Origin of the sequence: Streptosporangium amethystogenes (genome assembly GCF_000721075.1) — a bacterium.
Taxonomy (GTDB): domain Bacteria; phylum Actinomycetota; class Actinomycetes; order Streptosporangiales; family Streptosporangiaceae; genus Streptosporangium; species Streptosporangium amethystogenes.
The window spans coordinates 123,095-137,344 of record NZ_JOEQ01000006.1 but is presented as its reverse complement, the minus strand read 5'-3'; the positions used below and the strand labels follow the sequence as shown (position 1 = coordinate 137,344).

The 14,250-nt window shown below is 72.4% G+C and carries 14 protein-coding genes; 10 read left to right on the top strand and 4 right to left on the bottom strand.

From position 1 onward, the window contains the following. The first annotated feature begins 1 nt into the window (after window position 1). The 7 genes from pucL (at window position 2) to alc (ending at window position 7,465) form a co-directional block, all read left to right on the top strand. Window positions 2-901 (top strand): factor-independent urate hydroxylase, encoded by a 900-nt coding sequence (pucL, locus tag IG98_RS0111990; protein WP_030910069.1) that lies wholly within the window; start codon window positions 2-4, stop codon window positions 899-901. A gap of 5 nt (window positions 902-906) precedes the next feature. Beyond that, window positions 907-1,782, top strand: a complete 876-nt coding sequence (locus IG98_RS0111985) for an FAD binding domain-containing protein (protein WP_030910066.1) — start codon at window positions 907-909, stop codon at window positions 1,780-1,782. Continuing rightward, on the top strand, window positions 1,782-2,288 hold the full coding sequence (locus tag IG98_RS0111980; protein ID WP_030910063.1) for a (2Fe-2S)-binding protein: 507 nt from the start codon (window positions 1,782-1,784) through the stop codon (window positions 2,286-2,288). Before IG98_RS0111985 ends, IG98_RS0111980 begins: the two co-directional genes overlap by 1 nt. Further along, complete coding sequence (locus tag IG98_RS0111975) at window positions 2,285-3,670, top strand: 8-oxoguanine deaminase (RefSeq protein WP_211263952.1); 1,386 nt, start codon at window positions 2,285-2,287, stop codon at window positions 3,668-3,670. Before IG98_RS0111980 ends, IG98_RS0111975 begins: the two co-directional genes overlap by 4 nt. A gap of 159 nt (window positions 3,671-3,829) precedes the next feature. Next, window positions 3,830-5,029 (top strand): glycerate kinase, encoded by a 1,200-nt coding sequence (locus IG98_RS0111970; RefSeq protein WP_245651520.1) that lies wholly within the window; start codon window positions 3,830-3,832, stop codon window positions 5,027-5,029. Between the two features lie 122 nt (window positions 5,030-5,151). After that, the gene (allB, locus tag IG98_RS0111965; protein ID WP_030910054.1) at window positions 5,152-6,465 is read left to right on the top strand and encodes an allantoinase AllB; all 1,314 of its coding nucleotides are present in this window, start codon (window positions 5,152-5,154) and stop codon (window positions 6,463-6,465) included. 46 nt (window positions 6,466-6,511) lie between these two features. Further along, the gene (alc, locus tag IG98_RS0111960; protein ID WP_030910050.1) at window positions 6,512-7,465 is read left to right on the top strand and encodes an allantoicase; all 954 of its coding nucleotides are present in this window, start codon (window positions 6,512-6,514) and stop codon (window positions 7,463-7,465) included. An 86-nt stretch (window positions 7,466-7,551) separates the two neighbouring features. Here the strand turns inward: alc and pknB are convergent, their stop codons facing one another. The 4 genes from pknB to thiO all read right to left on the bottom strand — a co-directional run bounded on the left by pknB (window position 7,552) and on the right by thiO (window position 11,662). Then, complete coding sequence (pknB, locus tag IG98_RS0111955; RefSeq protein WP_030910046.1) at window positions 7,552-9,489, bottom strand: Stk1 family PASTA domain-containing Ser/Thr kinase; 1,938 nt, start codon at window positions 9,487-9,489, stop codon at window positions 7,552-7,554. A 75-nt stretch (window positions 9,490-9,564) separates the two neighbouring features. Further along, on the bottom strand, window positions 9,565-10,323 hold the full coding sequence (locus IG98_RS0111950) for a thiazole synthase (RefSeq protein ID WP_051752013.1): 759 nt from the start codon (window positions 10,321-10,323) through the stop codon (window positions 9,565-9,567). A 5-nt stretch (window positions 10,324-10,328) separates the two neighbouring features. After that, window positions 10,329-10,529, bottom strand: coding sequence for a sulfur carrier protein ThiS (gene thiS, locus IG98_RS0111945; protein WP_030910039.1), 201 nt, complete (start codon window positions 10,527-10,529; stop codon window positions 10,329-10,331). Next, window positions 10,526-11,662 (bottom strand): glycine oxidase ThiO, encoded by a 1,137-nt coding sequence (gene thiO / locus IG98_RS0111940; RefSeq protein ID WP_030910035.1) that lies wholly within the window; start codon window positions 11,660-11,662, stop codon window positions 10,526-10,528. Before thiO ends, thiS begins: the two co-directional genes overlap by 4 nt. A 314-nt stretch (window positions 11,663-11,976) precedes the next feature. Here thiO and IG98_RS0111935 point away from each other — a divergent pair, with 314 nt between their 5' ends. From IG98_RS0111935 to thiE, 3 genes are read left to right on the top strand one after another with little or no spacing between them, the layout of a single operon-like run. Beyond that, a complete protein-coding gene (locus IG98_RS0111935) occupies window positions 11,977-13,155 on the top strand; it encodes an NAD(P)/FAD-dependent oxidoreductase (protein WP_030910031.1) in 1,179 nt (392 codons plus the stop codon). A 50-nt stretch (window positions 13,156-13,205) separates the two neighbouring features. Continuing rightward, on the top strand, window positions 13,206-13,580 hold the full coding sequence (locus tag IG98_RS0111930) for an Rv2175c family DNA-binding protein (protein ID WP_030910029.1): 375 nt from the start codon (window positions 13,206-13,208) through the stop codon (window positions 13,578-13,580). Next, window positions 13,558-14,199: a thiamine phosphate synthase gene (gene thiE, locus IG98_RS0111925; RefSeq protein ID WP_030910027.1), complete on the top strand. Its 642-nt coding sequence runs from the start codon at window positions 13,558-13,560 to the stop codon at window positions 14,197-14,199. The genes IG98_RS0111930 and thiE overlap by 23 nt, the downstream gene beginning before the upstream one ends. The last annotated feature ends 51 nt before the right edge of the window (window positions 14,200-14,250 follow it).

Here is a 14,250-nt window from a genome sequence, read left to right as displayed (position 1 = left end):
CATGCCCGTCGTTCTCGGACCCAACCGCTACGGCAAGGCGGAGACCCGCCTGGTCCGTGTCGTCAGGGACGGTGACGTCCACCACCTCAAGGACGTCACCGTCGGCTCGGCACTCTCCGGTGACATGGAGGCGGTCCACCTCACCGGCGACAACGCCGCGGTCCTGCCGACCGACACGCAGAAGAACACCGTGTACGCCTTCGCCAGGAAGCACGGTGTCGCCCAGATCGAGGACTTCGCGACCCTGCTGGCCCGTCACTACGTGGACTCCCAGCCCACGGTCCACCACGCCCGGGTGGAGATCGAGGAGTACTTCTGGGACCGGATCCCGAAAGCCTCGGGAGCCGAGGGTGGGCGGCACTCCTTCGTTCGCTCCGGCAGGGAGACGCGCACCTGCGTCGTCCACCACGACCGGGACGGCACCACCACCGTGGTCTCCGGGCTGAAGGACCTGGTGGTGCTCAACTCGACGGGGTCGGAGTTCTCCGGCTTCGCCCAGGACGAGTACACCACCCTGAAACCCACCGGGGACCGTGTCCTGGCCACCGAGGTCTCGGCCCGTTGGCGGCACCTGCCGGGCGTGTTCCCGTACGGGGACTCCCACTACGGGGAGTCCTACGACGAGGTACGCCGCTGCCTGCTCGGCGCGTTCGCCGAGACCTACAGCCTGTCACTGCAGCAGACGCTCTACGCGATGGGCGAGCGGGTGCTGAACACCCGGAAGGAGGTCTGCGAGGTGCGCCTGGCGATGCCGAACAAGCACCACTTCCTGGTGGATCTCACCCCCTTCGGGCTGGACAACCCCAATGAGGTGTTCTACGCCGCCGACCGTCCCTACGGACTGATCGAGGGCAGCGTGCTCCGCGACGACACCCCCGACGCCCGCTTCGCCTGGGAGTGATGACCATGGATTTCCTGCGACCCGCCACCTGGGCGGAGGCGCTGGCCGCCAAGGCGGACCGGCCGGAGGTGGCGCCCATACAGGGCGGCACCGACATGATGGTCGAGCTCAACTTCGACGTGCGAAGGCCCGCCGGACTGCTCGACCTGAACCGGATCGCCGAACTCGCGACCTGGAGCGAGGAGGCGGACGGCAGGCTCAGGGTCGGTGCGGGCGTGTCGTACGCCCGGCTGATCGCCGAGCTGGGCGACCGGCTGCCGGGTCTCGCCCAGGCCTCCCGCACCGTCGGCTCGCCGCAGATCCGCAACCGGGGCACGGTGGGAGGCAATCTCGGCGCGGCCTCGCCCGCGGGGGACAGCCACCCGCCGCTGCTCGCGGGAGACGCGGTCATCGAGGTCGCCTCCGCCGCCCGGGGCGTGCGGATGATCCCGGCCGCGGCCTTCTACCTCGGGGTCAAACGCAGCGCGCTGGAACCCGACGAGCTGATCAGGGCGTTCTGGATGAGCCCCGCGAGCGGCCCGCAGTACTTCTCCAAGGTCGGTACCCGCAACGCCATGGTGATCGCGGTCTGCTCGTTCGCGATCGCGCTCCATCCCGCGGAGCGCCGGGTCGGCACCGGCATCGGCTCGGCCGCCCCGACCCCCCGGCGCGCCGTCGCGGCCGAGGAGTTCCTGGCCGCCGAACTCGACTGGGAGGCGCGGCTCGACCCCGCGCTGCTCGGGCGCTTCGGCGAGCTGGCCGCCGAGGCCGCCTCGCCGATCGACGACGTGCGCGGCACCGCCGACTACCGGCGTCACGCCATCGCGGTGATGGCGCGGCGCACCCTGACCTGGGCGTGGCACGAGCTGCGCTCCGGGCGCTTCGAGAGGAGGGCAGGCTGATGCGCGTCACCTTCACGGTCAACGGCCGCAGCGAGACCGCCGACGACGTCTGGGAGGGCGAGAGCCTGCTGTACGTGCTGCGCGAACGGGTGGGCCTGCCGGGTTCCAAGAACGCGTGCGAGCAGGGCGAGTGCGGCTCCTGCACCGTCTACCTCGACGGGGTGCCCGTCTGCGCGTGCCTGGTCGCGGCAGGGCAGGCCGAGGGCCGCGTGGTCCGCACCATCGAGGGACTCGCCGACGGCGACCGGCTCGACCCGGTCCAGGAGGCGTTCGTCGAATGCGGAGCCGTCCAGTGCGGTTTCTGCACCCCCGGCCTCGTCGTCCAGGCCCACGACCTGATCGAGCGGATCCCGCGCCCGTCCGACGCCGAGATCCGCGAGGCCCTGGCGGGCAACCTGTGCCGGTGCACCGGCTACGAGAAGATCCTCGACGCGGTACGCCTCGCCGCGGCCCGCAGGGCCGGTGCGGGTTCGGGGCCGCGTGGCGAGGAGAAGGGGTCTCGTTGAGCGCCGTCCTGATCGAGAACGCGCACATCGCCCCGGTCGTGGGCCCGGAGATCCCCGTGGGACACATCCACGTCGAGGGTGACCGGATCGTGGCGCTCGGCGCGGGCCCCGCCCCGGCCGTACCGGGTGCGGTCAGGATCGACGGCACCGGCTGCCTGGCCACCCCCGGCCTGGTCAACACCCACCACCACCTCTACCAGTGGGCCTCCCAGGGGCTCGCCCAGGACGCCACCCTGTTCGAGTGGCTGACGGCGCTCTACCAGGTGTGGGCCGCCATGGACGCCGAGGTGGTGAAGGGCGCGGCGGGCGCGGGGCTGGGCTATCTGGCCCTGTCCGGCTGCACCACCTCCAGCGACCATCACTACATCTTCCCGTCCGGGCGCGGGGATCTGTTCGCCGCGGAGATCGAGGCCGCCGGGGAGGTCGGGATCCGCTTCCACCCCGCCCGGGGCTCGATGGACCGGGGGAGGTCGCAGGGTGGCCTGCCGCCGGACGTGGTGGTCGAACGGCTCGACGAGATCCTCGACGCCACGGCCGAGGCCGTCGACACCTACCACGACCCGTCCTTCTCCTCTATGCTCCGCGTCGCGGTCGCCCCCTGCTCGCCGTTCTCCGTCAGCGCCGAGCTGATGACCGAGGCCGCCGCGCTGGCCAGGTCCAAGGGGGTACGGCTGCACACGCACCTCGCCGAGACCCTCGACGAGGAGGAGCACTGCCTGCGGCAGGTCGGGCAGCGCCCGGTCGACTACATGGAGAAGCTCGGCTGGCTCGGCCCGGACGTGTGGTTCGCCCACGCCGTCCACCTGAGCGACGGCGACATCGACGTCTTCGCCCAGACCGGTACCGGCTCAGCGCACTGCCCGAGCTCCAACGGCCGCCTCGGCGCCGGCATCGCCCGCGTCTCCGAGATGCTGCGCAGGGGCGCGAACGTCGGCCTGGGGGTGGACGGCAGCGCCTCGGCCGAGCTCACCTCGCTCTCCGGCGAGATGCGCCAGGCCCTGCTGTTCCAGCGGGCCAGGTACGGGCCCACCGCGCTCACCGCCCGTCAGGCCCTGGAGATGGCCACCCTGGGCGGGGCGAGGAACCTGGGCCGGCATGAGGAGCTCGGCTCGCTGGAGGTGGGAAAGCTCGCCGACATCGCCCTCTGGCGCACCGGGGCCTTCGCCTCCGCGGTCGCCGACCCGGTCTGCGCCCTGGTCTTCGGCACCCGGCAGCCAGCGCTGGCCCGGCTGCTGGTGGGCGGTGAGACCGTCGTCGAGGACGACGAACTGCGCACCGTCGCCCAGGACGAACTCGGCCGCGCCGGTGGCGAGGCCCACCGCCGCCTCATGCGGCTGGCCGCCGAGCAGGGCTTCACCGCGGGCCAGGAGGTCGGCGGTTGAGGACCGGGCGTCGGGGACGTCCGGCGGTGGATGTGATGATTGTGCTCCGTTTCACCGAGGTCAGGCATCCGCTCCCCATCGGCTCGCACCGGCGGGGGGCGCGTGCCGCCCATTCGCGATTGGGGAGCAGGGTTGTCTGAGTTGTCGGGACATGTAGTGATCGCCCCGGATAAGTTCAAGGGCTCGCTGACCGCTGCCGAGGTCGCCGCGCGGATCGCCGCGGGTCTCGGGCCCGGCGTCGCCACGGTCGCGCTGCCGGTGGCCGACGGCGGTGACGGCACCGTGGACGCGGTCGTGGCCTGCGGGTTCACCCGGGTCGAGGTCGAGGTCACCGGCCCCGTCGGTGAGCCGGTCCGCTCCTCCTATGCCTGGCGTGACGCCCTCGGGGAAGGAGACGTGGCCACCGCGGTCGTCGAGCTGGCCGAGGCGTCAGGGCTGCGGCGGTTGCCGCCCGCCTCGGGGCCGGTCACCTCGGCGGCGGGCTCGCTCGCGCACGAGGGCGTCGAGACGGCACCCCTCACCGCGACCAGCCACGGCACCGGTGAGCTGATCGCCCACGCCGTACGGCGCGGGGCCCGGCGGATCGTGCTCGGTCTCGGCGGCAGCGCCTGCACCGACGGGGGCACGGGCATGATGCGGGCGCTCGGCGTCCGTTTCCTGGACGCCGACGGGCGGGAGCTCCCGTTCGGCGGAGCCGCCCTCGGTGACCTGGCGAAAATCGATAAATCCGGCTTTATCAAGATTGATGATGTTGAGTTCGTCGTCGCGGGCGACGTGGACAATCCGCTGCTCGGTCCGCACGGAGCCGCCGCCGTGTACGGGCCGCAGAAGGGCGCGAGCCCCGACGAGGTGAGGCTGCTCGACGCCGCCCTCGCCCGGCTGGCCGCCGTCGCCGCGCACACCCACGGCCTGGTCGGGGCCGCCGAGCACGACGGCGTCGTCCGCTCGATGGGCGTGGCCGGGCAGCCGGGCGCCGGTGCCGCCGGGGGAGTGGGCTTCGCCGCGCTGGCCTTCCTGGCCGCCGAGTTCCGGCCCGGCATCGAATATCTCCTCGACCTGCTCGGATTCCACGACCGCCTGGAGGGTGCGCGCCTCGTCGTCACCGGTGAGGGCTCGCTCGACGAGCAGACGTTGCGCGGCAAGGCACCCGCGGGGGTCGCGAGCGCCGCGGCCAAGGCAGGGGTCCCCGTCGTCGTGGTCTGCGGGCGCCGGGCTCTCGGCGACGAGGAGCTGAGCGCGGCAGGCATCACGGCCGCCTACGCGCTCACCGACATCGAGCCCGATCCGGCCGTGTGCATGTCGCAGGCGGGCCCGCTGCTCGAACGGCTCGCGCGCACGGTCGCCGAGAGGCACCTTTGAGCGCCGTTCCGGCGCCGTCCGGGTACGGCGGGAAGGGGACGCGGGGCCGATGAGCGCAGGCGGGGTACGGACGCTCGGACCGGCGCGTTCCGCGGCGAGCAGCAGGCGGGAACGGAGAGCCGATGAGCGCGAGGGCTGAGGACGTGCTGGATCTGGTCATCCGCTCCCGCCGGGCCGTGTTGCCGGGGAAGGAGGGACCGGCGGCCGTCGCGGTAAGGGACGGGAAGATCGTCGGGGTGCATGCCCATGACGCCCGGTTGACCGCCGCCGAACAGGTCGACCTTGGCGGCGTCGCGCTGCTGCCCGGCCTCGTCGACACCCACGTGCACGTCAACGAGCCCGGCAGGACCCACTGGGAGGGATTCGCCTCCGCCACCCGGGCCGCCGCGGCGGGCGGGGTGACCACCATCGTGGACATGCCGCTCAACTCGCTGCCGCCGACCGTGAACGCGGACGCCCTGGCGGTGAAGAGGAGCGCCGCGGACGGGCAGTGCGCGGTGGACGTCGCCTTCTGGGGCGGCGCGATCCCCGGCAACGTCGCGGACCTGAGGGCACTGCACGAGGCGGGTGTGCGCGGGTTCAAGTGCTTCCTGTCCCCGTCGGGGGTGGAGGAGTTCCCGCCGCTGGACACGGACGGACTGCGGGCGGCCATGGTGGAGATCGCCTCCTTTGACGGCCTGCTGGTCGTGCACGCCGAGGACCCCGCGCTGCTCGCGGACCCGGTGGGACCGCGGTACCCGGAGTTCCTCGACTCCCGCCCCGGGGAGGCCGAACGCCGTGCCGTCGAGCGGGTCGCCGCGCTGGCCGCGGAGACCGGGGTGCGGGCGCACATCCTGCACGTGTCGTCCGTGCTCTGCCTGGAACCGCTGGCCAGGGCCAGGCGGCAGGGGATCAGGCTGACCGCGGAGACCTGCCCGCACTACCTCACGCTGGTGGCCGAAGAGGTGCCCGAGGGCGCCACCCAGTTCAAGTGCTGTCCGCCGATCCGTACCGCGGCCAACCGCGACGAACTCTGGCGCGGGCTCGCCGACGGGGTGCTCGGCTGTGTCGTCTCCGACCACTCGCCCTCCACCCCCGACCTGAAGGTGCCCGACTTCGCCGCCGCCTGGGGTGGTATCTCCTCCCTGCAGCTCGGCCTGACCGCGGTCTGGACCGAGGCGGCGCGGCGCGGGCACGGCCTGGGCGACGTGGTGCGCTGGATGGCCACCCGCCCGGCCGAACTGGCCGGGCTGCGCGGCAAGGGCGCCATCGTCGAGGGCGCCGACGCGGATCTGGTCGCCTTCGACGCCGGCGCCGTCCACACCGTGGACGTCGCCAGGCTGCACCACAGGAACCCGGTAACGCCCTATCACGGCAGGACGCTCACCGGCGCGGTCCGCACGACCTGGCTGCGCGGCCGGGTCGTGGGGAAGGACTTCGGCGGCGTCCTGCTCTAGCGCTCCGGCGGCCGGGATTCCGCTCCTCGCGAGAAAGGCTCTCTTCTTGATCGAGTTCACCGCACTGCCCGACCTTGCCCTGCGCGCCCTCGGTGGCTCGGTGATCGCGGCCAACGACGAGTCCTTCGCGGAGAAGGAGAGCCTCATCAGGCCGGGGCGCCCCGGCTTCCGCCCGCACACCTTCGGCGCCAGGGGCCAGGTCTACGACGGCTGGGAGACCCGCAGGCGGCGCGAGCCCGGCCACGACTGGGCCCTGGTCAGGCTCGGCATGCCCGGGGTGGTCCGGGGGATCGTGATCGACACCGCCTGGTTCAAGGGAAACTACCCGCCGCACGCCTCCGTCGAGGCGTGCGAGGCCGAGGGCTATCCGACGGTCGCCGAGTTGGAGGCGGCCGACTGGGTGGAGATCGTTCCGATGAGCGACCTCATGGGGGACGCCGAGCACTTCTTCGAGGTGTCCTCAGAGCGCCGATACACCCATGTGCGGCTGAACATGTTCCCCGACGGGGGCATCGCCAGGCTGCGGGTGCACGGCGAGGTCAGGCCCGACCTGTCGGTGTACCAGGGACTCGGCCTGGACCTGGCCGCGCTGGAGAACGGCGCGCTCGTCACCGCCTGCTCCAACGAGTTCTACTCCTCGCCCAACAACACCATCTCCCCGGGTCTCGCCCGCCACCAGGCCGAGGGGTGGGAGACCGCCCGCCGCCGTGACGGCGGCAACGACTGGCTGGTCATCCGTCTGGCGGGGCCCGGGATCATCAGGCTCGCCGAGATCGACACCGCCAACCTGGTGTTCAACGCTCCCGCCGAGGTCTCCGTCACCGGCAGCGCGGACGGCGCCACCTGGTTCCCGCTGCTGCCCAGGACCCGCCTGTTGCCCGACACCCGGCACCGCTTCCGCATCGCCGACGCGCCCGAGGCCGCGTACGCCAGGGTGGACATCCACCCCGACGGCGGTCTCGCCAGGATCCGCCTGCACGGCCTCCTGACCGAAGGCTGAGACGCGGAGGTTCGCCCCGGCCGCCGGGCCCGGCCGGAGCGCGGAGATCCGTCTCGCCGGGACCTGGCGCCGAGCCCGCCTGGCCGTCAGTACCAGATGGTGACCTCGGTGCCGGTCGGGACGGTCTGGCCGCCCGGCGGGATCTGGGCCAGTACCCTGCCCTTGCCCAGGGTCCGCCTCAACTTCACCGTGACCCCCGCGGCGCGCAGCTCGTCGCGCGCCGCCCTGAAGTCCTTGAACATGATGTTCGGGATCTGCACGACGTTGCCGCCGTCGGCGGGAGGCTGCTCGCCGTTGTTCTCCCAGGGCCAGTGCCACTCGCCGGCGCACTGCGAAAGGGTCAGCCGGACCACGGCGCCCTTGTCGGTCTCGGCCTTGGGCCGGGGGTCCTGGGCGATGACCGTGCACGGCTGGGCGGCGTCGGTCTGCTCGACGAACTCGGGAGCGAATCCCGCCCCGCGCAGCACCCCGTCCGCCTGGTCGCGGGGCATGCCCATGACGTCCGGCATGAGCAGGCCCGCGCTGATGACCAGGTCGACTTTGCTGCCCTCCTTGACCGGGTTTCCCACGGCGGGGACGGTCCGCATCACCTGGCCGCGCGGCACGGTGTCGCTGGCCTGCTTCCTGACCTTGTTGACGACGAGCGAGTCCTCCGCCAGCCTGCTCCTGGCCTGGGGTTCGGTCATGCCCACCACGTTGGGCACCGCGACCCGCTTGGGGCCGGCCGAGGCGATCAGGATCAGCTTGCTCCCCGGCTCGGCCTCGGTGCCCGCCACGGGGTCGGTGCGGAGCACGCTGCCCTTGGGCACCTTCTCGTCGTGCTCGGCCTCGCCCTCCTCGACGGTGAACCCGCGCTGCCTGGCCTCGCTGGTGGCGACCGTGATGTTCTTGCCCACCAGGGTGGAGGGCACCACGATGGTGGTGTTCTGTGAGAACAGCCAGCCGGTCACTCCCACCGCGATCACCATGACCACGGCCAGCGCGAGCAGGAACCAGCGGGCGCCGGACATTTTGCGCCCGGTGGAAACGGGCGGTGGCTGGTCGCTCACCGGGCTGATGGGCAACTCGACGCGGGGCTGGATCAGCGTGTGGTTGGCCGGCGCGGGCGGTGCGGACATGACGGTTTCGTGGGCGTGCGGCGGCCCGACGGGGACGGACGGCACCGGGCCGCTCTCCCTGGGCAGCATCCGGTGCGCGTCGACGGCGGCGACCAGCAGCGCGGTGGCGTCCACGGGACGGTTCGCGGGATCGCGGGCCGTCGCCCTGGCCACCAGGGTGTCGAGCAGCGGGGGAGAGCCGGGGAGCAGCGCGGAGGGCACCGGCACCGTGTCGTGTACGTGCCGGTAGGCCACCGACATCGGGGTGTCGCCCTCGTACGGCTGGCGGCCGGTCAGGAGTTCGAACAGCATGATGCCGGCCGCGTAGACGTCGCTGCGGGCGTCGGCGGCCCCCGAGGTGACCTGCTCGGGGGACATGTAGCCGATGGTGCCGATCATGACACCGGTGCGCGTCTGGTTGGTCGCCTCGATCGCACGGGCCAGGCCGAAGTCCACCACCTTGACCCGGCCGTCGTCGGCGAGCAGCACGTTCTCCGGCTTGACGTCCCGGTGGACCAGGCCCGACTGGTGGGCGGAGCCCAGCGCGGCGAGCACCGGGATCATGACTTCCAGTGCCTCGCGGGCGGGCAGTCTGCCACGGTCGCGGAGCACGTCGCGCAGGGTCCGCCCCGGCACGTACTCCATCGAGAGGTAGACGTTGTCACCGTCCGTGCCCTGGTCGAAGACGTGCACCACGTTGGGGTGCGACAGGCTCGCCACCGACTTGGCCTCGCCGATGAACCGCCGTACGAAGGCGGGGTCCTCGGCGAGCGAGCGGTGCATCACCTTCACGGCGACAGTGCGGTCGAGCCGGATGTCCAGGGCCAGATAGACGGTCGCCATTCCGCCCCGGGCGATCCGGGACTCAACGCGGTAACGCCCGTCGAGGAGTTTCCCGACCAGGGGGTCCGTAAGCGTCGTGTCCACGTGGCCGAGTTTACGGGCGATTTGACGCCGACAGGGTCCCTGAATCCCAAACCGATGCCGAGACGTGGTCGTTTTCTATCGATGAAGAGGGGAGGAGGCTTCCGCGTAGCGACGCCGGGGTATCCGCCCGGCCAGGCGCGCCGCCCGGCCCGCCGCGACGGCCGAGCGCATGGCCTGCGCCATCAGCTCCGGACGCCGCGCCCGGGTGACCGCGGTGGCCAGCAGAACCGCGTCACAGCCCAGCTCCATGGCCAGTGCCGCGTCGCTGGCCGTGCCGATCCCCGCGTCCAGGATCACCGGCACGCTCGCGAACTCCACGATCAGCTCGATGTTGTGCGGGTTGCGGATGCCGAGGCCGGAACCGATGGGCGCCCCCAGCGGCATCACCGCCGCACAGCCCGCCTGTTCCAGCCTGCGTGCCAGCACGGGGTCGTCGCCGATGTAGGGCAGTACCACGAACCCGTCGGCGACCAGCCGCTCGGCGGCGTCGAAGGTCTCGATGGGGTCGGGCAGCAGGGTGCGCTCGTCGGCGATGACCTCAAGTTTCACCCAGTTCGTCTCCAGCGCCTCCCGGGCCAGCCTGGCGGTCAGCACGGCCTCCCCGGCGGTGAAGCACCCTGCGGTGTTCGGCAGCACCCTGATGTCGCGCCGGCGCAGCACGTCGAGCACCGAGCCCCGCGCGGCCGGGTCGAGCCGCCGCATCGCGACGGTGGTCAGCTCGGTCCCCGAGGCGGCGAGCGCCGCGTCGAGGATCTCCAGGGACGGGGCACCCCCGGTGCCCATGATGAGACGGGAGGAGAACTTCTCGCCGCCGATGATCAGATCGTCCACCATGCCCGTCATCCTCCCTGAACCGCGGTGAGCACCTCGACCCGGTCGGCCTCCGCGAGCGCGGTGGCCTCCCAGGCGCCGCGCGAGACGACCTCGTCGTTCACCGCGACGGCCACTCCGCTGCGCATGCCGGTCAGCCGCTGCACGGCCTGCGCGACGGTCGCCCCGGCGGGCAACTCGTGCGCGGCGCCGTTGATGGTCACGTTCATGGCAGCTCCTGCGGTGGGTGCTCCTGGAAGCGGAGGGGTGAGCAGATCGAGGAGAGCTCCGGGTCGGTCTCGCCCGAGCAGAGGTCGGCGGTGAGCGGGGCGAGCAGTACCCCGCCCCGGTGGTGGCCGGTGGCCATGTGCAGACCGGGCACGATCGTGGGACCGATCAGCGGCAGGTTGTCCGGGGTGCCTGGGCGCAGTCCCGCGGCGACCTCGGCCACCTCCAGCTCGGTCACGCCGGGGACGAGCTCCCGCGCGTCGCGCAGCAGCTCCCACAGCCCACCGGCGGTGACACGGGTGTCGAAGCCCATCTCCTCCTGCGTGGCGCCGAGGACGACCTCGCCGTCGCCGCGTGGCACCAGGTAGACGTTCGAGCCGTGCACGACCCCGCGCACGCATCGCCGCAGGATCGGCGCCGGGGAGCGCAGCCGCATGATCTGGCCCTTGACCGGCCGCACCGGGGGCAGTGCCTCGGGCGGCACCCCCGGCAGGGAGCCCGACCAGGCGCCGGCGGCGAGGATCACCCGCTCGGCCTCGATGCTCTCGCCGGTCGCCAGCCGTACCCCGGTGACCGCCCCGGCGGCCGTGAGCAGCCCGGCCACGCGGGCGCGCAGCAGGGTGCCGCCCGCCCGCCCCAGGGCGGTGAGGAGCGCGGTGGTGACCTTCCTGGGGTCCACCCAGGCGTCGCCGCCCGCCAGCAGGCCGCCGCGGACCGCGGGGGCCAGCATGGGTTCCAGGCGGCGGCACTCGCGGCCGGTGAGCCGCTCGGCGGGCAACCCCAGCTTGGCGACGAAGGCGGCGAGATCGTCCAGCGCGGCCAGATCGTCCGAGCCGAAGGCGACGTCGAGGGTGCCGTCGGTGCGGTGGTCGAGGTCGTGCCCGCTCGCCTCCGCCAGTTCGGCGGCGAAGGCGGGCCAGCGTTCCAGGGAGGCCAGGCCCAGTCGCAGCAGCGGCTCCTCGGTGTAGGTGACCTCGCTGACCGGGGCCAGCATGCCCGCCGCCGCGTGCGAGGCGCCGGAGGCGGGCGCGGGGTCGGCCACCGCCACCCTCAGGCCCCGGCCGGCGGCACGCCAGGCCACCGACAGTCCGATCACCCCTCCGCCGACGACGAGGAGGTGGAAATGGTCCGCCATACGTACTCCGCTCCCTTCGCCGGCATGACCCGGATCAGGTTCGTGGCGGTCGAGGGCCCGCTCGCGGTCGCCTCAGGACCTCGCTCACCGGTGCCGTGCGGATCCGTTCCTCGCACCTCACCTGGCTCGCGCCGGGTCCTTCGTCGCTCCGCGGCCCTCCTCTCAGCCCGGTGCGTTCCGGGCTCCCGCGCGTCTTCCCCCCAACCCTAAGGGGTCCGGCAACACGCTTAGAGCGTCAGATGTGAGGTAAATACCGTTTTCGTTATCAACGACCGTTGGTAGGAGTACGGTGCTGACGCTTATGGTCGGGAAGTGTGAATCATGTCGTAGTGGTAGGCGCCGGTCTGGCCGGCGTACGCAGCGTCGAGGCGTTACGGGCCCGCGGGTTCGACGGCAGGATCACGCTGATCGGGGAGGAGCGACACAGACCGTACGACCGGCCACCCCTGTCCAAGGGGGTGCTGCTCGGCGAGACCGACTCCACCGTCGTCGACTCCGACCTCGACGCGCTTGAGGTCGACTTCCGCGCGGGCGTCTCCGCCAAGGGGCTCCACCCCGGTGTGGTCGAGACCACCGAGGGCGAGCTGGCCTACGAGGGCCTGGTCATCGCCACCGGCGCGCGCCCGATTCGGCTGCGCGGGGACGGCCCGCAGCATGTGGTGCGCACCATCGACGACGCGCTCCGGTTGCGTGCCCTGCTCGACAGGGGGACGAGGGTCGCCGTGATCGGCGCGGGCTGGATCGGCGCCGAGGTGGCCACCGCCGCCCGCAGGGCGGGGTGCGCCGTGACCGTGATCGAGGCGGCCGACGTCCCGCTGTCCGCCGCGCTCGGCCAGGTCGGCGCGTACACCGCCGCCTGGTACGCGCAGGCCGGCGTCGACCTGCGTCTGGGCACCATGGTCGCCTCGGTCGACCAGGGAGGGCTCACCCTGGCCGACGGCTCCGCGGTCGAGGCCGACGTGGTCGTCACGGGCATCGGCGTGCGGCCCGCGACCGAGTGGCTGGTCGGCTCCGGTGTCAGGCTCGACAACGGCGTGGTCACCGACGAGCACCTGCGCACCTCGCTGCCCGGAGTGGTCGCCGTGGGCGACTGCGCGGCCTGGTGGTCGCGCCGCTACGGGGTGCGCCTCCGCGTCGAGCACTGGGACACCGCCCTGGGCGCCCCGGACGTGGCCGCGGCCACGCTCGTCGGCGACGTCGCCGTCTACGACCCGGTCCCCTACTTCTGGTCCGAGCAGTTCGGCCACATGGTCCAGTACGCCGGGTACCACGACGGCGCCCGCCTGATCCGGCGCGGCGACCCGGAGGCGGAGGGAAACACCAAGTGGGCGGTGTGCTGGGTGACCGAGGACGACCGGCTCACCGCGGTCCTCTCGGTCAACCGCCCCCGTGACCTCGTCCAGGGGCGCCGCCTCATCGAGGGCGGACGGCGCCTCGACGTCAATCGCCTCGCCGACCCTGCGATAGCGTTGCGCGACTGTACGGTGGCGTAACCTCGCCGCCAGGTGTTTGGCGAAGGGCTCGATGTGGTAGTGGTGGATTCGTGACGCTTTCTGTTGCGCAGATCGACCGGGAGACCGACCAGTTGGTGGGCGAGTGGCTCACCCTGACCGAGGTCGCCAGAAGGCTCAACCTGAGCGCCGGTCGCGCCAAGCAACTTCTCAAGGACCGCAAGCTCATCGGAGTGCGCAGGGGCGGTGGCGAGCCACAGGTCCCCGCGGCCTTCCTGGTCGGCGGGGACGTCGTCAAGGGGCTGCCGGGCACTCTCACGGTGCTCCTCGACGCCGGATACGACGACGTCGAGTCGCTCCGCTGGCTTTTCACCCCCGACGACACGCTGCCGGGCTCGCCGGTCGACGCGATCGCGGCGGGCCGCCACACGGAAGTGAAGAGACGTGCCCAAGCCCTCGGTTTCTGACGCCCGTCTGTATCTGTGCACCGACGGACGGCGTGACCGGGGAGATCTCGCGGACTTCCTCGACGCCGCCCTGGCGGGCGGGGTCGACATCGTGCAGCTACGCGAGAAGGGTCTTGAGGCGCGCGAGGAGCTCGACCTCCTCGCCGTTTTCCGTGAGGCCTGCGACCGGCACGGCAAGCTCCTGGCCGTGAACGACAGGGCCGACATCGCCTACGCGATCCGCCCCGACGTGCTCCACCTCGGCCAGGACGATCTGCCGGTGCCGATCGTGCGCGACATGCTCGGCGACGACATCCTCATCGGGCGTTCCACTCACGCCCCCGAGGAGGCGTCCGCCGCGGCGGTCGAGCCCGGCGTCGACTACTTCTGCTGTGGCCCGATCTGGCCGACGCCCACCAAGCCCGGCAGGCACGCCCCGGGCCCCGGCCTGCTCAGGCATGCCGCGGCCCTGGAGACCGAGCGGCCGTGGTTCGGCATCGGCGGCATCGACCTGACGAACCTGGACGAGGTCATCTCCCATGGGGTGCGCCGGGTGGTGGTGGTGCGGGCGATCACCGAGGCCGACGACCCCAAGGCGGCGGCGGAGGAGTTCAGGCGGAGGCTGGTGGCCTCCGGCTGAAGTCCTTCCGCCCGGCGGGGGCGTGTCTCCGGCTGGGCGGACGGGACGCCG